Origin of the sequence: Gordonia sp. UBA7599 (assembly GCA_002477755.1) — a bacterium.
Lineage (GTDB): Bacteria > Actinomycetota > Actinomycetes > Mycobacteriales > Mycobacteriaceae > Gordonia.
On sequence record DLKD01000119.1, the window covers coordinates 1 to 19,628 of the forward strand.

The following is a 19,628-nucleotide window of genomic DNA, read 5'->3' on the forward strand; positions in this document are numbered from 1 at the left end:
TCTCGTTGGCGTCGCCCTTGGTGTGGCCGATCAGGCCGACGGGGCCGCGCTTGACCCAGCCCGTGGTGTAGAGCCCCGCGAGGTGCGCACCGTCGTCGAAGATGCGGCCGGCCTCGTTGGGGATGACACCGGCGGCGTGGTCGAACGGGATCTGCGGCAGGTTATCCGAGAGGTAGCCGACCGCGCGGTAGATGGCGGTGACGTCCCAGTCGTTGGTGCGGCCGGTGGGCTGCACGTTGCCGGTGCCGTCGAGCTCGGTGCGCTCGGTGCGCAGGCCCACGACCTTGCCGTCCTCGCCGAGGATTTCGACGGGGTTCTCGAAGAAGTGCAGGAACAGCTTGTGGATGGCCCCCTGCTTGGGCTCGCGGATCGCGTAGTTCTCGATGATCGTCGCGACCTGGTCGGTGATCTTCGACGACCGCCGCGCGACCGCGGAACCCTCGTCGTACTCGATGTCCTCGGGGTTGACGATGACCTCGATGTTGGGGGAGTGGTCGAGCTCTTTGAGCTCGAGCGGCGTGAACTTGGCCTGCGCCGGGCCGCGGCGGCCGAACACGTGGACCTCGATCGCCTTGTTGGCCTTGAGGCCCTCGTACACGTTGGCCGGGATTTCCGTCGGGAGCAGTTCGTCGCCGGTCTTGGCGAGCACGCGCGCCACGTCGAGCGCCACGTTGCCGACGCCGATGACGGCGACCTTCTCCTCCTCCAGCGGCCAAGTGCGCGGGAAATCGGGATGACCGTCGTACCAGGCGACGAACTGGGCAGCGCCGTAGCTGCGCTCGAGGTCGACGCCGGGGATGTTGAGGCCGCGGTCGTCGGTGGCGCCGGTGGAGAAGATCACCGCGTCGTAGTGGCTCTTCAAATCGGCCAGCGTGATGTCGGTGCCGTAGTCGATGTTGCCCAGCAGGCGGATCTGCGGCTTGTCGAGGACCTTGTGCAGGGCGTTGATGATGCCCTTGATGCGCGGATGGTCGGGCGCCACGCCGTAGCGGATCAGGCCGAAGGGTGCGGGCATCCGCTCGTACAGGTCGATGCTGACGCCGCGCTCGGCAAGGTCGTCGTGCTTCATCAGGGCGTCGGCGGCGTAAATCCCGGCCGGGCCGGCGCCGACGATGGCAACGCGCAGTGCGCGGTTTTCGGAGCTCATACCCTCTACGGTAAGTGGTCGGCGGCGGCTGCCAAAATGCGGACCGGTTCTTTAGTGAGGTTTGCCTCACTTCGTGCCTGACCTGCACGCCCATATACTCGATCGTTGTGGCTGATACCCGCGATGAAGACTGGGAAGAACTGACCGACGAGCTCGACCAGCGAGACGCCCCCACTATGTGGCCGGTGCTCGCGGCGATCGCCGTCGTCGTCATATTGCTCGGCGTGGTTTTTATCTACCAGTGGACTCGACCGTTCTCCGACCGCGTCGGCCCCGACGACGAGGTGCGCATCGCGGTCAACAACCACTACACCGCACAGAACGCCCTGAACTACCAGTCGTTCTCCGCGTGGACGTGTGCGGCGAAGACGCCGCCGCGCGAGGAGTTCCTGAAGAAGAACCAGGCCTCCCGCGACGCCAACGGGAAGATCGTGATCCACGAAGGCGGTATCGCCGACGTCGCCATCAACGGCGACAAGGCCAATGCCGTGGTGACATGGCGTTACGAGAAGAAGCCCGACCAGCCGACGACGACGCCGACGACGTTGGTTCGCCAGGGCGACCAATGGAAAGTGTGCTGATGACCTACGCCGGAGATGTGACGCCGTTGGAGGCGTGGGAGTTGTTGGAGAACGACGAGAACACCGTCCTCGTCGATTGCCGCACGACTGCCGAATGGAACTTCGTGGGCGTCCCCGACTTGGAGATCTTGGAAAAGCGGACTGTCTTCATCGAGTGGTCGATGTTCCCGTCGGGCCAGCCGAACCCCAAGTTCGTCGAGCAACTGCGCGACTCCGGGGTCAACGACGACACGCGGGTGCTGTTCATCTGCCGGTCGGGGCACCGCTCGATCGGGGCGGCCGAAGCCGCGACGGCTGCCGGGATCGCGCAGGCGTTCAACGTGCTCGACGGTTTCGAGGGCGGGCTCGACGAGAACGACCACCGCGGCAACGCGGGCTGGCGCGCGTTGAACCTGCCGTGGCGGCAGAGCTGAGGGAGTAGTCGTGACCAACATTTTCGGAGAATTGCCGCCCGGCGTCGGCCCGGACACCCTTGCCGTCCAGGGCGGTGTCGCTCGGTCGGCCTTCCAGGAGACCTCCGAGGGACTCTTCCTCACCAGCGGCTACATCTACGACTCCGCAGAGGAGGCCGAGCGCGCCTTCAACGGCGAGGAGCCGCGCTTCGTCTACTCCCGCTTCGGCAATCCGACGGTCGCGATGTTCCAGGAGCGGCTGCGGCTGCTCGACGGGGCGGAGGCGTGTTTCGGTACGGCCAGCGGCATGGCGGCGGTGTTCGTCTCGCTCGGCGCGCTATTGAAGGCCGGTGACCGACTCGTTGCGGCGAAGAGCCTCTTCGGCTCGTGCTTCGTGGTGTGCAACGAGATCCTGCCGCGCTGGGGTGTCGAGACCGTCTTCGTCGACGGCGAGGACCTAGAGCAGTGGGAGCAGGCGCTGTCGGTACCCACCGATGCCGTGTTCTTCGAGACGCCCGCCAACCCGATGCAGACGCTCGTCGACGTGGAGGCCGTTTGTGCCCTGGCCCATGCAGCCGGTGCAAAGGTGGTGCTGGACAACGTGTTTGCGACACCGCTGCTGCAGCGCGGCTTCGACCTGGGCGCCGACGTCGTCGTGTATTCGGCGACCAAACACATGGACGGTCAGGGCCGCGTCATGGGCGGAGCCATCCTCGGCGACGCGGAGTACATCTCGGGTCCGGTCCAGACGCTGATGCGCCACACCGGTCCGGCGATGAGCCCCTTCAACGCCTGGACTCTGCTCAAGGGCCTGGAGACGATGCGGCTGCGCGTGGATGCGTCGGTCGCGTCGGCGCTGGCGGTCGCTGAGTTCCTCGACGCGGACCGTCGAATCGCGTGGACCAAGTACCCGTTCCTCAAGTCGCACCCGCAGTACGACCTGGCGCGCAAGCAGATGGCGGGCGGCGGCACGGTGGTGACGTTCGAGATCGCCGACCGCAACGGCGTAGGCGGCAAAGAGCGAGTCTTCGAGGTTCTCAACAAGCTGCGCGTCGCAAAGATCAGCAACAACCTCGGTGACTCCAAGACGCTCGTCACCCACCCGGCGACGACCACCCACCGTGCGATGGGCCCGGAGGGGCGCGCAGCCGTCGGCATCACCGATTCGGTCGTGCGGCTCTCCGTCGGGCTGGAGAACACCGAGGACCTCATCAACGACCTCGACCAGGCGCTCGGGTAGGTCGATCTCGGCGGACTGCCGAGGTGTGGGACCGCTATGTGTTTGGCCGGTCATCCTACGAACAACGGGTGGAGGCTTCGGCCTGTGGATTACCCAGATCTGTGGAAAACCCCAGACCGTGCAGGACTGCGGAGGTGTGGGACCCGTGGGAGGTCGCACACCTCCGCAATCCTGCGCTGACGGGACTCTAGTCGGCCTTCTGGACCGCCGGCGGCTTCCAGGTGCCGTTGAGGATCGACGGTGATTCGGTCTTGGGCCAGTAGAGCCGCAACATCAGGACGAACTTGTCACTCGGGGCGGGCAGCCAGTTGGCCTCCTTCTGGCCGCCGGGATTCTCGTGCTGCAAATACAGGTCGGTGCTGCCGTCGGGATTGGTGACCAGCTTGTTGCGCTGACTCAGCGTGTAGCGGTTGAGCGGATTATCGACGAAGAAGAAGTCGGCGTCATACATCGTCAACGACCAGAACGCGTTCACCGGCGGCAGCTGCCCCTTCTCGAAGTGCAGCGTGTAGCGGTTGGCGCCGTCGTAGGGCTGTCCAGCGGCGTCGACGTACGAGGTCGGATAGATCGCGTCCTGCGGCAGGTTGGCGCCGAGGCCGAAGTAGGTGATGGTGGCGCGCTGCAGGTAATTCGTCCCGTACGTGCCGGTATCGGTGGTGAACTGCCACCCGTTGATCGCCTTGAGCTCCTTGAAGGCCTCGACGATCTTGCCCAACGCGTCCTTGGGTACCGACTCCACCGCGGTGGCCCCGCCCTTGAGACGGTTGATGTCGAAGGCCTTGCCCGGTGACAGGCCGATCTTCGCCATCTTCTCGACGATGGGCTTGTCCGCCTCGGCCGGCGGGTTGTCCTTCATCAGCGTCGCCAACCGGGTCAGGAAGGCCTCGGTGGACAGGTTGTTCACCTGGTCGCGGACCGGCGTCTTCATGTCGATAGCGGGGTCGACGGTGCCCGCCGGTGGGGTGTACGGCTTGCCGTAGGAGCTCAGCGGAGTCAGCTTGATCTCGTCCTGCATCTTGTGGACCGCCGCGTAGTCCTCCGGGGTGCCGGTGCAGTAGATGCGACCCAGCAGCCAGACCATCGAGGTGGGCGACTTGTACTCCTTCACCCCGTCGGGCAGCGTGCCCTTCCAGCCCGGGCCGGTGATCGCGTAGGTCTGCGGCCCAGTGCCGGTGGTGCGCTTGCCCGGCGACTCGAACACATTGGTGTAGCCGTCGAGCATCGGGAACAGGTAGTACCGGTCGTGGGCATCGGGCAGCGACAGCACCCACGGCTCGTTGCCGACGTCGACCCATCCGCTGGTGTAGAGCGTGTCGGCGTTGGGTGCGGTGACGTCGCGGAACGCGGCTGTCGGGTACTGCCGCATCCGCACGAACTGGCCGATCGGTGCGCGCGTTCCCTCAGGCTGGGCGACGTTGGTCATCACCTTGCGGGTCATGTCCATGGTCACCAGCGGGTAGCCGTAGATGTACGCGTCTTCGACGATCGTCTTCGTCTCGTCGGCGGACAACGTTCCGCCGGCAGAGGTCTCGTCGTCGGGGGAGGTCGACGACGAGCATGCGGCGAGGGTCAGCGCGACGCTGATCGAGACGACCGCGGTCAGGGCGCGGCGTCGACGAGAGCTTTGAGACATGGGCATGTGCGGTACCTCCGGTGCGTTGGGGACTTAACTGTCACACGCACACCGGAGTGTTGTATTGACACTTCAGGACAAGTCTTGGACATCTCAGGACACCGGTGGGCCTAGCAAAGCAACAGCGCCGACGCTGGTGACCACATAGTGGTCACGGGCGTCGGCGCTGTGACTTTTACGGGGTTACCGCTTCAGCGACACCTTCGCGCCACCCGAGAACATCGAGTCGTGCAGCACGATTGCTTCGGGCACGGCGTCCTTGGGGATGTCGAAGACGATCTGTCCGGTGACCTTGTTGCCGGGGTTGATGTCCTCGAAGATGGGGTTGGCGCCTGACCCGTCGAGTCCGAGCAGTGCCGCCGATACGTCAGGCTCGTGCTCACGGCCTTCGGTGTCGATGAGCTTCTGGTCGCTCGGCGAGAAGCCCTGACTCTTGTTGCCGATGTTCTTCACCGTGACGGTCACGACGACGAACTGCCCCTGTGCCTTCTGCGTCATGACGGATTCTCCGAGAGATGACAGCCCGGCCTCCACCTTCTTGACCACGAACTCGAACTTGCCGTCGCGCACCGGCTGGTTCATCCGGGCGACCTGGTCCTCCTCCTTGGTCTCTTTCGTCTCCTTGGTGGCCTCGGTCGAGGTCTCTTCCTTGGTGTCTTCGGCTGCCGTCGTCGTGGTGGTGCTCGACGAGTCGTCATTGCCTCCACCGACCACGACCATCCCGACACAACACACGGCGACGATGGCGAGGACGATCCCGACAATCAGACCGGTCTTCGACTTCTTCTCCGGCTGCGGGGGCACCGGTGGCTGCGGCGCTGCGCCGTACGCCTGCTGCGGCTGGCTCTGGCCGGGGTAGCCCTGCTGCGCGTAGCCGGGTTGGGTGTAGTCCTGCTGATAGCCGCCCTGCTGCGGGTAACCCTGCTGGTAACCGGGCTGCTGGTAACCACCCTGCTGGTATCCGGACTGCCCGCCCTGCTGCGGGTAACCCTGCTGCGGGTACCCGCCCTGCTGGTATCCGGGCTGCCCGCCTTGCTGCGGGTAGCCCTGTTGGGAACCCGGCTGCGGATATCCACCCTGGCGCGGATCCGGGTAGATCGGCGGGTTGGGCTGGCCCGGATGTCGCGGGTCCTGTGGATCGTTAGGTGTGGTCATGCTTCCTCCAATGGTCTGTGAGACGGACAGGAGCAGAACCTACGACGACGGTCTGACATAGAGCAGCCGCGTAGGAAGTCCCCGTCGTACGGGTCCACGACTGGGGTCGCACACCGCACTAATTTTGCGAATTACGATTCGCGGAAATCACCATACCGACGCAAAAGGGACAATCCCAACTGGGATCTTCTACCGCAAATCAGCGATTCGCCAGCTCGGGATCGGCACCCAGAGCTCGAAGAGCGGTGGCGAACTTCGCGGTTGTTTCGGCCACCTCGGCGGCGGGGTCGGAGTCGGCCACTATGCCGCCCCCGGCCCAGGCCCTGACTCGACAACCATCTGCGGAAAGTCCCACACATCGGATCGTGACGACCCAGTCGCCGTCACCGTCGGCGTTGCACCATCCGACGGCACCGCCGTAGAAGCCGCGATCACCCTCGTACCGGCCGATCAACTCCGCTGCCGCATCACTCGGCGTCCCGCCCAGCGCCGGCGTCGGGGTCAGGGCCAGAGCCAGGTCCAACACGGTCGTCGTCGGGTCGAGCAATACCCCCGACACCGGCGTCGCCAGGTGCCACAGCTCGCCGGTCGACAGCAGTTCGGGCTCGTCGGGCGCCTCCACGGCCGAGCAGAACGGCGCCAACCGCTCACGCAGGAAGTCGACGACGAAGGCGTGCTCGGCGAGGTCTTTGGCGGAGTCCCGCAACGATTCGGCGCGCCGACGATCAGTATCCGGATCCGAAGACCGCGCCACCGTCCCGGCAAACGGCCGGCAGAACACCCCGCGCCCACGTCGGCGCACCAACAACTCGGGACTCGCGCCGACGATCCACTGTCCGGCGAACCGATCGCCGGCGGCATCGAGCGCGACGGCGAAAGCATTGTGCGCGGCATTGCCGCCCGCGAACGCCGAGGCCAGGACCAGCGGGTTCACCGGTTCCTCGACCCCGAACTCCAATGCTCGCGCCAGGACGACCTTGCTGGCCTCACCGTCGCGGATGCGGGCGACGACCTCGGCGACGCGACGCTCGTGCTCGGCGGGCTCGGGATGGCGCGCAAGGACTGTCGCAGTGCGTGGCGTGGGCGTTTGCGCTGCGAGGAAGCAGGCGGGATCGGTGTCGACGTCGAGCTGGGCGGGCTCCCACAGGGCGGCCGGATCGGCGAGATTGAACGGCAGTGCCCCGACGATCCCCACGGCCCCGTCGCGCAGTGCGGCGACCGCGGCAGCGGGGTCGGTGAACGAGCGCGTCGCCCCGACGCCTCGCACAGCGCCGGGACGACCGGACAGCAGGAAGGTCGGATCGGTCACGCCGCCACCGTATCGTCTGTGTCCGATTGCGTCAGCCGACGGACCCCGAGGACGACGGGAAGTATCGTCGTTCGGGTGAGTCACACCCCCACGCAGGACGCGGCAGCGCAAGCGTTGGCCATCGGAGTCCTCGCAGAGCGTCCGGGTCCGGCGCGGGAAGTGCTCGACGGGGTCGGGCGCGACGGCTGGCTCGACACCGTCGACCACCTGTTGCGCGGCCGCCACATCAATGCCTCGGCGGGCGAGCGTGCGCTCGATGTGCGCGAAGACGTCCTCGACGACCGCGACGCGACCGTCCTTGACGTCGACGATTGGGTGAGCGCCATTGCCGACGCTGCTGCTGAGCAACTCTGGTCGGAACGGGAGGTCGAGGCGGTGACGCGCGGCGCGCTCAAGGTCTTCAACATCGAGCGGGAGTTGCGCGAGGTCGGTCTACTGGCCGCCGATCGGCGGGTATGGACCCACATGGCCCACGACCTCTCGTCGGCGGTGTACCTGGTGCGGGCGGGTTTGCGCTCGGGGGTCGCGGAGCGTCGCTTCACCGCCGAGGTCCTCGCCGCAGCGCGCGCCAACGCCGCCGTCATCTTCACCGACTGGCGCGATTTCGCGCTGAGCTACGCCTCGGCGCAGTCGTGCTTGTTCGGCGGCTACCCGTGCGACGACGTGTGGGACGACGCCGTCGCAGTGGTGAAGGAACTCCTCGACGATCCGCACAGCCCGTGGGCGGGCCTGGCCTTCCCCCGACCGGAACAAGACGCATGACCGACGATGAGGGCACGCCGGACCAGCCCAATCCCAATGGTCCGGACAAGCGGCCCGACGACCTCAGCGCCGACGAGCTGGCCGCGGCGTTCCACCGTCGAAGCGACAGCGGCGCCGCCGACTGGATGCGGCCCCGGGAGGGTCGTCGTGCCAACGCGACGCTGCTCGCCCACGCGGACAAGCAGGTGCCCGCCGATCCCGACGGCCCGCTGTACGGACCACTCGCCCAGGGCTTGGCACTCGGTGCGCTGCGCGCGTTGAGCACGCCCGACCTCTGGAACACGCTGTCGGCCATCGGCTCCGACGGCGCAGCGCGGCGCGGCCTGCTGACGGCGTGGGGCATCGAGAACACCGACGACTGGTTCACGACGATGACCTCGCTGATCGGGCTGACCGAGTTCATCGAGACCGAGTCGATGCTCGACGCCCGCGCGGTGTCGATCGCACGCGGCGGATACTCACCGTCGCAATTCGAGGAGGTGTGGCACGACTGGCTCGCCGACCACGACTACGACGATGAGGCGTACGAGGCAACGCAGGACCGCCTCGCGGCGATTACCGCCGTCGACGAAATCCTTTGTGACAGCGGACTTTTGGCCCCGGGAGGGCACGTCGGGTCGATCGGGGGGTATTCGCTGACCTGGGCGGTGTACCTCGCCCGACTAGGGGCGACCGCCGGTTACAGCACCGAGGCGCAGGCCGCGCAGATGATCCTGTCTGCGCGCGACCGTGCCGCGCAGATCTTCGCGTCGTGGACGGAGTTCGCCGTCTCGTCGGTCGGAGGTGCGTTGCTGCACGAGGACATCACCGGATTCGTGCAATTGCGGCGTATCGCGGCGACGTTGCTCACCGTCGACCACAGCCCGTGGCGGGCACTGCCCTTCCCCGTCGGCGATATCGGTTGACCCTGATCGCCGACGAGGCGGACTGACTAGTGGCCTTCGGTCTTGAGGCGCTCGATGGCCTCGTCGAGGACCTTCTGGGCCTCTTCGCGGCCGACCCAGCCACCGGGGGTGACTTCCTTGCCCGGCTCGAGGTCCTTGTAGTGCTCGAAGAAGTGGCTGATCGCGTCCAGCTCGAACTGGCTGACGTCGCCGACGTCCTGGATGTGGTCCCAGCGGACGTCGCCGGCGGGCACGCAGAGCAGCTTGTCGTCGCCGCCGGCCTCGTCGGTCATCGTGTACATGCCGACGACGCGGGCCTTGACGGTGCAGCCGGGGAAGACCGACTCGGGGAGCAGGACCAGCGCGTCCAGCGGATCGCCGTCCTCGCCGAGGGTGTTCTCGAAGAAACCGTAGTCGGCGGGGTAGGCCATCGACGTGTACAGGTAGCGGTCCAGGAAGACGCGGCCGGTCTCATGGTCGACCTCGTATTTGTTGCGGCTCCCCTTGGGGATCTCGATGATGACGTCGACGGCCACGGTGGTTCCTTTCGGTTGGTCGGCGCAAAGCCGGTTCAACGATACTGTTTATGACAAGGGGGTCGACAACGGACTCCAAAAGATTCGGACATCCGACGACGCGGAGGTGGCGGTGAGCGGTTCACGCACACGGGGTGCGACGGTGCGCTGGACCCTGGTGGGGTTGCTGGTCATCGCGCTCCTGGGTGGTGGCGGCGTGGTGGCCGGGCGCACCTTGATGTCTGGCGACGGTGTGCCCGAGGGCACCCCGGCCCGCCCCGAGCTGTACACGCCGACGCCGGTGGTGCTGCCGGTCGACCCGAATGCGCCTGCCCCGACGGTCTCCGGGCTGGCGATGGTGCTGGCCAAGGTGTCCAACGCCCGAGACCTGGGGGAGCTCACCGGACAGGTCTCCGATCCGCTGACCGACAAGGTGCTGTGGGAGAAGGACCCGGGTAAGCCGCTCATCCCGGCGTCGAACGCGAAGATCCTCACCGCGGTGGCCGCGCTGCTCGGCATGCCGGCTGACCGTCGGCTCACGACGAAGGTGGTGGCCGGTGCCGATGGGCAGGTCATCCTCGTCGGGGCCGGTGATCCGACCCTCTCGGCGCAGCCGCCCGGCGCCCCGACGTACTACACCGACGCCCCGCGCATCGACGACCTGGTCAAGCAGATCCGCGACGCCGGGATCAAGCCGACGTCGGTGGCGGTGGACCTTTCGCTGTTCACCGGGCCGTCGATGGACCGCACGTGGGACCGACGCGACATCGTCGGCGGCGACATCGCGCCGATCAAGTCCCTGATGGTCGACGGTGGGCGCCTGGACCCGTTGGAGGAGTACTCGCCGCGGACCCCCGACCCGGGGATCGCCGCCGGTGAGGCGCTCGCCAGGGCGTTGGGAGTGCGTGGCGACGTCAAGCAGATGCGAGCACCGGAGGGCGCCAAGGTGCTCGCATCGGTGAAGTCGGCGCAGCTTGCCACCCGCGTCAACGACATGATGCGGTTCTCCGACAACGTCCTAGCGGAGACCCTCTCGGTGGAGTTGTCACTGGCGACGGGCGGGCCGGGCACGTTGGACGCCGGTGCTGCGGCGATCGTAAAGACGTTGACGGACAAGGGTTTTGACACCACGGGCGTCACCCTGCACGACGCGTCAGGGCTGTCGTATGCCAACCGGGTGCCCGCGCGCGTCCTCGACGACCTGATGTCGGGGATCGCCGGGCCCAACCACTTGCAGCTGCGGGTGCTGCTCGACGGCCTGCCGATCGCCAGCGGCACGGGCACGCTGGCCGACCGGTTCGATCCGCGCAAGACGTCGGGCGCCGGGTGGGTGCGGGCGAAGACGGGGACGCTGACCGGCGTCTCGTCGCTGACGGGCATCGTGCAGACCGTCGACGGTCGCGTGCTGACGTTCGCGCTGATGTCCAACGGGACGTCGCCGGACGTCGCGCGTCCCGCGCTCGACGCCGTCGTCGGCAAGATCCGTGATTGCGGGTGCCGATGAGTACGGCAGAGGGCGGGTCGGAGAACCGTCGGGATCCGGCCGCGTCGATCGACTGGGAGGTAGCCGCGGGTGTCGGGCGTCGACTGGCCCGCGGCGGACCGGCGATGACCTCCTACACCCGCGACCAGGTGTATGCCGAGCTGGCCGATGCGTCGAAGCGCGCGGAGGCGCCGGTGCGTGAGGTGACGGGGTTGGCCGACGGGCTGGCCGTGCCGGCCTCCCGCATTGTCGACCGCGGGGAGTGGGTCAGCGCTGCCGCTGACTCGATGCGCTCGATGATGGGTGCCGCCGACGGGGATCTCGCCGTTGAAGGCGGTGCCGCGGGTGTCGGCAACGGCGACGGTGGGAGCGACGACGACGGTGGTCTGATGGGCGCCATCACCGCTAAGGCCGGGGGATTCCAGGCAGGCGGATTGTTGGCGTTCCTCGCCGGCGCGATCCTCGGTCAGTACGACCCGTTCACCCCGGACCCGGTGTCCGGCGGCGACGGTGTGCTGCTGCTGGTGGCGCCGAACATCGTGGGCGTCGAGCGCAAGCTCAAGGTGGTGCCGTCGGACTTCCGGTTGTGGGTGTGCCTGCACGAGGTCACCCACCGCGTGCAGTTCTCGGCGAACCCGTGGCTGCGCGACTACATGACCGACAACGTTGCGACGCTGACCGCCGTCGGCGATGAGACGACCGCACAGCTGGTGTCGCGCCTCGCGGCGTCGGTGCGCAGTGACAAGCCGCGTGAGTCGGGCGTGCTGGGCCTGATGCAGCTGTTGCAGTCGCCCGAGCAGTACGAGGCCTTCTCCAATCTGATGATGCTGGGCACCCTGCTCGAGGGCCACGCCGACCACGTCATGGACGCGGTGGGCCCGGAGTACGTGCCGACTGTCGAGCGGATCCGTGCCGGGTTCAACGCCCGGCGGACGGCACCGCGCAATCCGATCGCCCGCATCATGCGCGCGCTCATCGGCATGGACGCGAAGATCGCCCAATACGTGCGTGGCAAGGCGTTCACCGACCACATCGTCGACGCGGTCGGGATGGAGCGGTTCAACACCATCTGGACCGGGCCGGAGACGCTGCCGCGCCCCGACGAGATCGACGAGCCGGACCGGTGGATCGCCCGCGTGCTCTGATCGGTGCCGTCGGCGCATTCGCGCGGCGGTATCTGCCCGACGATGGGCCGGTGTGCGTGGCCCTGTCCGGCGGCCCCGACTCGTTGGCGCTGACGGCGGCCTCGGTGCGGGCCGGTCTGACAGTCGAGGCGCTGGTCGTCGACCACGAGTTGCAGTCGGGATCGGCGGAGGTCGCTTCGACCGCGGCCGCTGCTGCGGAGTCGTTGGGCGCGCAGGCGCGCGTGCTGACCGTCGTCGTGGGTTCTGACGGTGGTCTCGAGGCAGCGGCCCGTTCGGCGCGCTACGAGGCGCTGGAGGCCGCGCGCGGGGATCGCCCGGTACTGCTGGGTCATACGTTGGACGACCAGGCCGAGACAGTCCTGCTGGGCCTGGCGCGCGGATCGGGGCCGGCGTCGCTCTCGGGGATGCGCGAGTGGCGCCCGCCGTGGGGTCGTCCGTTGCTGGGGCTGCGCCGCGCCGACACGGTCGCGGCGTGTGCGCAGTGGGGGCTTTCACCCGTCGACGACCCGCACAACGCCGATCCGCGATTCACGCGGGTGCGGGTACGCACCGAGGTCCTGCCGTTGATGGAAGACGTGCTTGGTGGGGGTGTTGCACAGGCGTTGTCGCGCACGGCGGACATGCTGGCCGCCGATAGCGAGGTGCTCGACGAGTTGTCGTCGGAACTGCTGGACCGGGCACGGGGGCCGGAAGGGCTGGCGGTCGCAGAATTGGCCGCTGTGCCCGAGGCCCTGCGGACGCGAGCCCTACGACGGTGGCTGCGCGACGACGATGAGGTGGGCGAGCTGTCCTCGCGAGTCGTGGCTGCGGTGGATGCCCTGGTCGTGGATTGGCGCGGGCAGGGGCCGGTGGCTGTGGGCGGTGATCGCCGTACCCGGCGGGTGGTCGCACGACGAAGAGGTCTGCTGGTGCTTGCCAACGTTGGTCGAGTGCGCCCGCGAGCGTAGCGAGCGTGCGCGTACCGAGACCCGGTCAGTCGATCAGGCGAAGATCTCGTCGAGAGTAGCTGCGCCTTGTGCGAAGCGGGTTGCCCACAGTTCGATGTCGTCGGTGGTGGCGTTCTCGAGTCGTTCGCGCAGGTCGGCGTTGAGGGCGCCGTAGCGAGTGGTCAGCTGCTTGACGAGGAGCCGTGCTTCGCCTCGTGCTTCGCCCTCGGCCCAGGCTTCGGTGATGAGTCGTCCTGCGGCGGTCATGATGATCTCCTCGGTGTGTGGCCCGGTGGTGGCGGCGAACGCTCGGAGCTTTTCCCTAGTGGTGTTGCCTACGTATACAAGGTAGCTGACGAGCATGGACAGAGTCTGGTCGGAAAGACCGATGATCTCGGGGCGCCAGTCGGGCAACCAGACGGTGAAGTCAGTGTCGCCGGGGCCGCGCCGTAGCGACACATACACAACCCGGAGGGTCGGGGTGAGTTGTCGGGCGCGTAGCGCGTCGTCGTCGAGGCGGGTGAGGTCGTCGAGGTAGTAGCTGGCCCGAGGCAGGTAGTCGCCCAGCGATGCAATGAGTCGGTCATCGGCGGCGGTGACCTCGGCGACTTCTGTTGGTGCGTTCCAGGGGCGATGGCCCTGGTAGATGACGATCGGGATGACCACTGGCACGGTGGTTCCGCCGTGGTGGGCGATATGGCGGTCTCGGATGCGTTGCTGGTAGCCGAGCATGCGGTGGGCCATAAGCTGCTCGGGTGTGCTCTGGTGCTCGATCAGGAAGTAGATGTAGGCGTCGTCTGCTGCGCGGGGATGCTCGGTCTGGTCATCTGACTTTGAGTCTTCCGTGCGGCTGGTGGTGCGGAACAGCACGTCGGTGTGGCGGTTGCGGAGCTCGTCGGTGACGAACGTGCCCGACTGGAGCTCGAGGTGATCCAAGTCCAGGCGCGCTACCACCTCCGGTGGCAGGACTGAGCGCACCTGCGCACTCGCATCGACCGGATTGCTCAGCACCGCGCGCATCAACGCGTCATGCGGCTGGATCTGTCTGGACCCCCCGGTACCCATGCGTCGAACGTAGACACTGCGGCCACCGCGGCACCAGGCCCAAATCCACGGCCTGTGGGCAACTCGCGGTGGCTCGGCGCCCCCTGTGGAAAACCGCGGGCAGGGGAGGATGCAGACGGTGGGGCACGGGGTTCGGTCGGCGTGGGTTCGGGTTCGGTCGGTGGGATTGTGGGCTCGGTCGGCGTGGATATGGGCTCGGTCGGCGGGGTGGGGGCGAGCCACTCGGCGGGGTCAGGGGGAGTCGACGGACCGAGAAGGGCGGGAGGCTCCGGGCTGCCGGGGCGCGGCCGGAAAGCAACGAAGCCAGCTCCGTTTTCGGAGCCGGCTTCGCTGAGCGTGGTGCTTAGTTCTTCTTCTTGGCCTTCGGCGCCCCCTGCGGGAAACGCTGGTACTCCGGCTTGAACGGAGAGTTGATCTCCCTGAAGTAGTCCTGGACGATTCCGATCGAGGCGCCGCCACCGCCGACGATCATGCCGCCGTACGCGCCAAGCGAGACGCCAAGGAAAAGGATCGGAGGGCAGAAAGGGATCCCGACGACGGTGGCGGCTGCCCCAATGCACACGAAGAAGGCAAGGACGCCACCGATGATGCCGCCGACAATCATGCCGATGAGTGACGAGATGGTCATGGCAGCAGAGACCCGGCTTATCGCTCGTTTGAGAGCGGCGTCGTCACGATCCTTCTTGTTCTTCGGTCCGACGCGGTGCAATATCTCGCCGTTGGGGCCCTTCTTGGTGAGCGGGGCGTTACCGGTCTTCTTGGCTACCTCGACGGTGGCCTCGCGGTTCTTGGCGACCTCGGTGGGCGTCATGGTTCTTGCCTTGGCGGCGTCGACGACGGGCGTCAGCGTGGCTGTCGTGCCCGACGTTGTCGCGAGGACCGGGTAGGACCGTCCCTCGAAGACGTAACTGAGCGGGAAGCCGAGCACCGGGACGCCGCCGGAGTTGCGGATGACCAGGCTGCCGCGTTCGACCGCGAAGCCGCCGCGGTCGATATCGACCTGGACGGACTTGCCGACCACCTTGGCGGTGTAGTTCACCGGCGCCGACATGGGTGCGGCGGCGGCCCCGGAAGCGCCGACGGCGGTTGCCGCGCCGACCGCGACGGCGAGGCCGATTGTGGACAGACGAAGCGACGCCCTGGAGATCTTGGAGGTTGCCATGTTTGCGGTTCCTATCCTGACTAGCTGTTTACGAGGGGGAGTTCTGGCTCCCGTGATGGCCTACTGAGCAATGTGGTCAGTTCTTCTTCTTGGGCGGCGTCTTGTTGCCCGACTTCTTGTTCGGCACCCACTTGAACTTGGGTTTGAACGGTTTGTTGATTGTGTCCTGATACTTCTGACCCGCGCCGATGATTCCGCCGCCACCGCCGAGCATCGAGCCGAGAATCGAGCCGAACGACATCCCCAGCATGGCACCGGGAATGCACCCCAGTACAAACAGCGGGATGCCGAAAATGCAGCCGATGATGCCACCGATGACCATGCCGACGATGGAGGAGACGGTCATCGCGTTGCCCAGATCGGTGATGAACTGTTGGAGCGCCTTATCGTCGCGTTCCTGTCGGGTCTGCGGACCGTCGATCTTCCAGTAGGCGGGCTTTGCGCCGGGGAGCTGCGACGGCGCGACCTTGGTCGACTTGGCTACGTCGGTGACCGGACTGAACGTCGCCGTGCGGCCGGTGACGGTTGCATTGATCGGGTACGCGCGGCCATCCCGGTAGTACTTGAGCTCCTGCGTGGCCACCGTGGTGCCAGCAGCATTGCGGACTGTCAAGACGCCTTGCTCCACAGCCATGGCACCGCGCTCGATCTCGAACAGGATCGACTGGCCGTTTACCGCCTGTGCGCGAAAGGGCACGTCAGAGGGTGCCGCGGTGGCCTGGGCAGAGCCGCCGATGGCCGCTGCAGCCGCCGTCGCGACGGCGATGGTGATCGCCGACAGGCGCAGACAGGCCGAAGAGGAGGTCAATGAAGCCATGCGGTGCGGATTCCTTACGTGATCTATCGTCCTCCACGGGGGAGGTCCGGATCGGCACAGAGCGGGGACGAGCGTCGGTGTCTGTTACCGGGTGTTTATGCGGCATCTATGTGTCTGTGACCGACGCCAAACCTAGGTCGGGTTGTGGCAAAGGTCAAAGTATAGCCGACGTCTGACATTGGATTGGTCGCGTGGTCAGATTGCCGCTGCTCACCGCCCCTTAGGCGGGTGCTTGTCGGGCACCCACTTGAATCGCGGCTTGAACGGGGAGTTGATGGTGTTGATGTACTCGATGCCAGCGCCGATGACGCCACCTCCGCCACCGAGGATGACGCCGGCGATGGAGCCAAGCGAGACGCCGAGCAGGATCCCAGGGATGCATCCGACCCCGAATGCTGGTGCCCCGATCAGGCACCCGGCGATGCCTCCGAGGATCGCGCCGATTACCAACCCGACGATTGAAGAGATGGTCATTACCGCGCTGACAGTGGTGATGAATTTTTGAAGAGCCTCGTCGTCGCGCTGCTGCTGCGTTTGTGGGCCGTCGATGATCCATCGTGCGGGTTTGGCCTGGGCGATCTGCGCCGGGGTGAGCTTGACGGAATGAGTGACGTCGGTGACCGGTGTCAATGTTGCGGTTCGGCCGGAAGCCGTGGCCGCGATTGGAAAGCGCCGACTGTCCTTGAAGTAGTACAGCGGCTGGCGCGACATCGGTGTGCCCGCGGCGTTGCGGATGACCAGGATGCCCTGTTCGACGGCAATGGCGCCCCGCTCGACGTCGATCCGTACCGACGAGCCGATGCGCTGCACCGTGTAGGGCACGGCGTCGGCTGGCGCTGCTGCGGCCGGGCCGGATGCGCCCACCCCGGTCGCGATAGCCGTGGCGACGGCGATCCCAACGGCACCGAGCCGCAGGAAACCCCTCGTAAACGCGATTCTTGACACGTGTGCCCTCCCTGAGGCCGCAGTTACGGATCAGTGAAGCACAGGTCTCAGGATGGAAACAGGGTCAAATGACCGACTGCCAGGAAATCCCAACCTTTCACACAGGTTGGACGAAGCCTTGAAAACGGTCAGGAGGGCCGAGCGGTCTTCGCGGATCGCTTGTGCGGGATGCGCTTGTACTTGAACTTCGGCTTGAACGGGGAGTTGATGGTGTTGAAGTACTCGACGCCCGCGGCGATGGAGGCGCCGCCGCCGCCGATGAGGATCCCCGCGAACGAGCCAGCCGAGACGCCTGCCATGAATCCGGGTAAGCATCCGATGACGACACCGATCAACGCTCCGATGGCACACCCGACTACGCCGCCTATGACCGCCCCAATGGCGATCCCGACGACCATCCCGATCATCCTGGCGTCGCCCGTCGTCTTCACGAACTTCTTCAACGCTTCGTCGTCGCGCTCCTGGCGCGTCTGCGGCCCCTCGATAACCCAGTGGTAACGCTTGGCCTTGGTCTTGGCGGTGGCCACCTCACCCTCGTCGGCTTTCGTCGACTTGGCGACGTCGGTGACCGGAGTCAGTGTCGCGGTGCGGCCCGCAGTGGTGGCGGTGATCGGAAACGAGCGGTCCGCGACGAGGTAGTGCAGCGGCTTAATCATCACCGGTGCGCCCGCGTCGTCACGGATGGTCAACTGGCCGTCCTCGACGGCGACGGCGCCCTTCTCGACGGTCAGCTGCACCGAGTCGGCGGTGAGCTGGATCCGGTACGGGACCTGTGATGTCGGAACGGCGGTCACGTGCGCTGAACCGCAGATGGCGGCAGTCGCGGCGGTGGCGATGGCGACGCCAACCGCCGTCAAGCGAAGCCGTGCGGTGCCCGCTCGCTTCATCCCTGTCTCCTTGTGAGAAGTGTCACACTGACAACGGAAGCATAGGTGATGGGCGTTTTGTCACAAAATCCGTGGTTGGTCCCAGATCTGTACTTCGTGCCTGCAGGCGTTTCAGTGCCGCCGGGTTTCCTGGCGCCGGTGCTCGGATGTGGTTGATCCATGACAAGCTAGGTGGGTGAGCAGCGACCCCTACGGCGACGACATTGAAGCCGTCCTCATCACCGAAGAGCAGATCAAGGCGCGCACTATTGAGCTCGCCGAGTCGGTGGCCGCCCGATTCCGCGACATCCCCGACGACCTCGTGCTCATCGGTGTCCTCAAGGGCGCGGTCATGTTCATGACCGATTTCGCGCGGGCGCTGCCCATTCCGTCGCAGATGGAGTTCATGGCGGTCTCGAGCTACGGGTCGTCGACCTCTTCGTCGGGGGTCGTGCGCATCCTCAAGGACCTTGACCGCGACATCGCCGACCGCGACGTCGTCATCGTCGAAGACATCATCGACTCCGGCCTTACCCTCTCGTGGCTGCTGAAGAACCTCTCCACTCGTTCGCCGCGATCGCTCTCGGTGTGCACGCTGCTGCGCAAGCCCGACGCGGTGCGCGCCGAACTCGACGTGCCCGACGTCGGGTTCGACATCCCCAACGACTTCGTCGTCGGGTACGGCCTCGACTATGCCGAGCGCTACCGTGACCTGCCCTACATCGGGCGGCTGCGCCCGTCGGTCTACCAACCCTGACACCAGCGCCGACACGCCTGTCCGGTTGCCCGGGTAGCCTGGTAGGAAATCACCCGATGGAAGGACGGTGGCGGCGCTCGCGTGGGTCCCGCCGCAGTAGGTATGAACCGTAAGACAGTCTTTCGCAACGTCGCGATCTTCGTCCTGATCCTCCTGGGTCTGTGGGGCTGGAGCTTCATGCGCGACAGCTCGCGCGAGTACCGCGGGGTCGACACCTCCGTGGCCCTGACCCAGTTGAACGTGAAGAACGCGAAGTCGGTCCAGATCGACGACCGTGAACAGCAGCTGCGGATCGAGCTGAAGAAGCCGATCGAGGTCGGCGAGAAGGCCAAGGGCAAAGACAAGAAGGAAACGTCGGACAAGATCACGGCCAAGTACCCGGCCCGTGGCTCCGACTTCGTCTTCGAGTCGGTCCGCCAGTCCGGTGCGACCTATCAGACCAACGTCAAGCAGGACTCGGCCATCATGCAGATGCTGGCGCTCATCCTGCCGCTGGTCATTCTGCTGGGCCTCTTCTTCTTCGTGATGAATCGCATGCAAGGCGGTGGGCGTGGCGGAATGATGGGCTTTGGCCGTTCGCGTGCCAAAGAGATCACCAAGGACATGCCCAAGACGACGTTCGCCGACGTCGCCGGTGCCGACGAGGCCGTCGAAGAGCTCTACGAGATCAAAGACTTCCTGCAGAACCCGAGCCGGTACGAGGCACTGGGCGCCACCATCCCCAAGGGCGTGCTGCTCTACGGCCCGCCCGGTACCGGTAAGACGCTGCTGGCCCGCGCGGTCGCCGGCGAGGCGGGCGTCCCGTTCTTCACCATCTCCGGTTCCGACTTCGTCGAGATGTTCG

20 protein-coding genes are annotated in these 19,628 nt (G+C 66.4%); 10 read left to right on the plus strand and 10 right to left on the minus strand.

Going from position 1 to position 19,628, the window contains the following annotated elements; genetic code table 11:
- Positions 1-1,147 (minus strand): FAD-dependent oxidoreductase (locus B4L26_RS13355; RefSeq protein ID WP_290719396.1); only part of this gene is annotated, 1,147 nt, incomplete at its 3' end.
- Positions 1,148-1,254: 107 nt separating this feature from the next.
- On the opposite strand from B4L26_RS13355, the gene B4L26_RS13360 reads away from it, so the two are divergent.
- From B4L26_RS13360 to B4L26_RS13370, 3 genes are read left to right on the plus strand one after another with little or no spacing between them, the layout of a single operon-like run.
- Positions 1,255-1,728 (plus strand): hypothetical protein, encoded by a 474-nt coding sequence (locus B4L26_RS13360; protein ID WP_290719398.1) that lies wholly within the window; start codon positions 1,255-1,257, stop codon positions 1,726-1,728.
- Entirely contained in the window at positions 1,728-2,141 is a 414-nt protein-coding gene (locus B4L26_RS13365; RefSeq protein ID WP_290719399.1) for a rhodanese-like domain-containing protein, read from the plus strand. The genes B4L26_RS13360 and B4L26_RS13365 overlap by 1 nt, the downstream gene beginning before the upstream one ends.
- A gap of 19 nt (positions 2,142-2,160) precedes the next feature.
- A complete protein-coding gene (locus B4L26_RS13370) occupies positions 2,161-3,360 on the plus strand; it encodes an O-succinylhomoserine sulfhydrylase (protein WP_290719423.1) in 1,200 nt (399 codons plus the stop codon).
- Positions 3,361-3,547: 187 nt separating this feature from the next.
- On the opposite strand, the gene B4L26_RS13375 is transcribed toward B4L26_RS13370, so the two are convergent.
- The 3 genes from B4L26_RS13375 to B4L26_RS13385 all read right to left on the minus strand — a co-directional run bounded on the left by B4L26_RS13375 (position 3,548) and on the right by B4L26_RS13385 (position 7,457).
- Positions 3,548-4,999, minus strand: a complete 1,452-nt coding sequence (locus tag B4L26_RS13375) for a DUF1254 domain-containing protein (protein WP_349680482.1) — start codon at positions 4,997-4,999, stop codon at positions 3,548-3,550.
- 177 nt (positions 5,000-5,176) lie between these two features.
- Entirely contained in the window at positions 5,177-6,148 is a 972-nt protein-coding gene (locus tag B4L26_RS13380) for a DUF4352 domain-containing protein (protein WP_290719400.1), read from the minus strand.
- 199 nt (positions 6,149-6,347) lie between these two features.
- Entirely contained in the window at positions 6,348-7,457 is a 1,110-nt protein-coding gene (locus B4L26_RS13385) for an isochorismate synthase (RefSeq protein WP_290719401.1), read from the minus strand.
- Positions 7,458-7,532: 75 nt separating this feature from the next.
- Here B4L26_RS13385 and B4L26_RS13390 point away from each other — a divergent pair, with 75 nt between their 5' ends.
- Positions 7,533-8,219, plus strand: coding sequence for a DUF1266 domain-containing protein (locus B4L26_RS13390; protein WP_290719403.1), 687 nt, complete (start codon positions 7,533-7,535; stop codon positions 8,217-8,219).
- Entirely contained in the window at positions 8,216-9,124 is a 909-nt protein-coding gene (locus B4L26_RS13395) for a DUF1266 domain-containing protein (protein ID WP_290719405.1), read from the plus strand. The genes B4L26_RS13390 and B4L26_RS13395 overlap by 4 nt, the downstream gene beginning before the upstream one ends.
- A 26-nt stretch (positions 9,125-9,150) precedes the next feature.
- Here the strand turns inward: B4L26_RS13395 and B4L26_RS13400 are convergent, their stop codons facing one another.
- On the minus strand, positions 9,151-9,639 hold the full coding sequence (locus B4L26_RS13400) for an inorganic diphosphatase (RefSeq protein WP_290719406.1): 489 nt from the start codon (positions 9,637-9,639) through the stop codon (positions 9,151-9,153).
- Between the two features lie 112 nt (positions 9,640-9,751).
- Here B4L26_RS13400 and dacB point away from each other — a divergent pair, with 112 nt between their 5' ends.
- From dacB to tilS, 3 genes are read left to right on the plus strand one after another with little or no spacing between them, the layout of a single operon-like run.
- A complete protein-coding gene (dacB, locus tag B4L26_RS13405; protein WP_290719407.1) occupies positions 9,752-11,122 on the plus strand; it encodes a D-alanyl-D-alanine carboxypeptidase/D-alanyl-D-alanine endopeptidase in 1,371 nt (456 codons plus the stop codon).
- A complete protein-coding gene (locus tag B4L26_RS13410) occupies positions 11,119-12,246 on the plus strand; it encodes a zinc-dependent metalloprotease (RefSeq protein WP_290719409.1) in 1,128 nt (375 codons plus the stop codon). The genes dacB and B4L26_RS13410 overlap by 4 nt, the downstream gene beginning before the upstream one ends.
- A complete protein-coding gene (gene tilS, locus B4L26_RS13415; protein WP_290719410.1) occupies positions 12,225-13,193 on the plus strand; it encodes a tRNA lysidine(34) synthetase TilS in 969 nt (322 codons plus the stop codon). Before B4L26_RS13410 ends, tilS begins: the two co-directional genes overlap by 22 nt.
- Positions 13,194-13,226: 33 nt before the next feature.
- On the opposite strand, the gene B4L26_RS13420 is transcribed toward tilS, so the two are convergent.
- From B4L26_RS13420 to B4L26_RS13440, 5 genes are all read right to left on the minus strand, one after another.
- Positions 13,227-14,237: an Rpn family recombination-promoting nuclease/putative transposase gene (locus B4L26_RS13420; protein ID WP_290719411.1), complete on the minus strand. Its 1,011-nt coding sequence runs from the start codon at positions 14,235-14,237 to the stop codon at positions 13,227-13,229.
- Positions 14,238-14,580: 343 nt separating this feature from the next.
- The gene (locus tag B4L26_RS13425; protein ID WP_290719413.1) at positions 14,581-15,399 is read right to left on the minus strand and encodes a hypothetical protein; all 819 of its coding nucleotides are present in this window, start codon (positions 15,397-15,399) and stop codon (positions 14,581-14,583) included.
- Between the two features lie 76 nt (positions 15,400-15,475).
- Positions 15,476-16,216 (minus strand): glycine zipper family protein, encoded by a 741-nt coding sequence (locus tag B4L26_RS13430; protein WP_290719415.1) that lies wholly within the window; start codon positions 16,214-16,216, stop codon positions 15,476-15,478.
- Between the two features lie 210 nt (positions 16,217-16,426).
- A complete protein-coding gene (locus tag B4L26_RS13435; RefSeq protein WP_290719417.1) occupies positions 16,427-17,161 on the minus strand; it encodes a glycine zipper family protein in 735 nt (244 codons plus the stop codon).
- A gap of 128 nt (positions 17,162-17,289) precedes the next feature.
- Positions 17,290-18,048, minus strand: coding sequence for a glycine zipper family protein (locus B4L26_RS13440; protein WP_290719418.1), 759 nt, complete (start codon positions 18,046-18,048; stop codon positions 17,290-17,292).
- Between the two features lie 175 nt (positions 18,049-18,223).
- Here B4L26_RS13440 and hpt point away from each other — a divergent pair, with 175 nt between their 5' ends.
- Both hpt and B4L26_RS13450 read left to right on the plus strand, forming a co-directional pair.
- Positions 18,224-18,784 (plus strand): hypoxanthine phosphoribosyltransferase, encoded by a 561-nt coding sequence (gene hpt / locus B4L26_RS13445; protein ID WP_290719420.1) that lies wholly within the window; start codon positions 18,224-18,226, stop codon positions 18,782-18,784.
- A 102-nt stretch (positions 18,785-18,886) separates the two neighbouring features.
- A partial coding sequence (locus B4L26_RS13450) for an AAA family ATPase (protein ID WP_290719421.1) occupies positions 18,887-19,628 on the plus strand: 742 nt, incomplete at its 3' end.

Excerpts from the sequence above, each read along its gene's own strand:
- B4L26_RS13365 (WP_290719399.1), top strand. The coding sequence starts at position 1,728 with ATGACCTACGCCGGAGATGTGACGCCGTTGGAGGCGTGGGAGTTGTTG.
- B4L26_RS13375 (WP_349680482.1), bottom strand. The coding sequence starts at position 4,999 with ATGCCCATGTCTCAAAGCTCTCGTCGACGCCGCGCCCTGACCGCGGTC.
- B4L26_RS13380 (WP_290719400.1), bottom strand. The coding sequence starts at position 6,148 with ATGACCACACCTAACGATCCACAGGACCCGCGACATCCGGGCCAGCCC.
- B4L26_RS13395 (WP_290719405.1), top strand. The coding sequence starts at position 8,216 with ATGACCGACGATGAGGGCACGCCGGACCAGCCCAATCCCAATGGTCCG.
- B4L26_RS13410 (WP_290719409.1), top strand. The coding sequence starts at position 11,119 with ATGAGTACGGCAGAGGGCGGGTCGGAGAACCGTCGGGATCCGGCCGCG.
- B4L26_RS13420 (WP_290719411.1), bottom strand. The coding sequence starts at position 14,237 with ATGGGTACCGGGGGGTCCAGACAGATCCAGCCGCATGACGCGTTGATG.
- B4L26_RS13425 (WP_290719413.1), bottom strand. The coding sequence starts at position 15,399 with ATGGCAACCTCCAAGATCTCCAGGGCGTCGCTTCGTCTGTCCACAATC.
- B4L26_RS13430 (WP_290719415.1), bottom strand. The coding sequence starts at position 16,216 with ATGGCTTCATTGACCTCCTCTTCGGCCTGTCTGCGCCTGTCGGCGATC.
- B4L26_RS13440 (WP_290719418.1), bottom strand. The coding sequence starts at position 18,048 with ATGAAGCGAGCGGGCACCGCACGGCTTCGCTTGACGGCGGTTGGCGTC.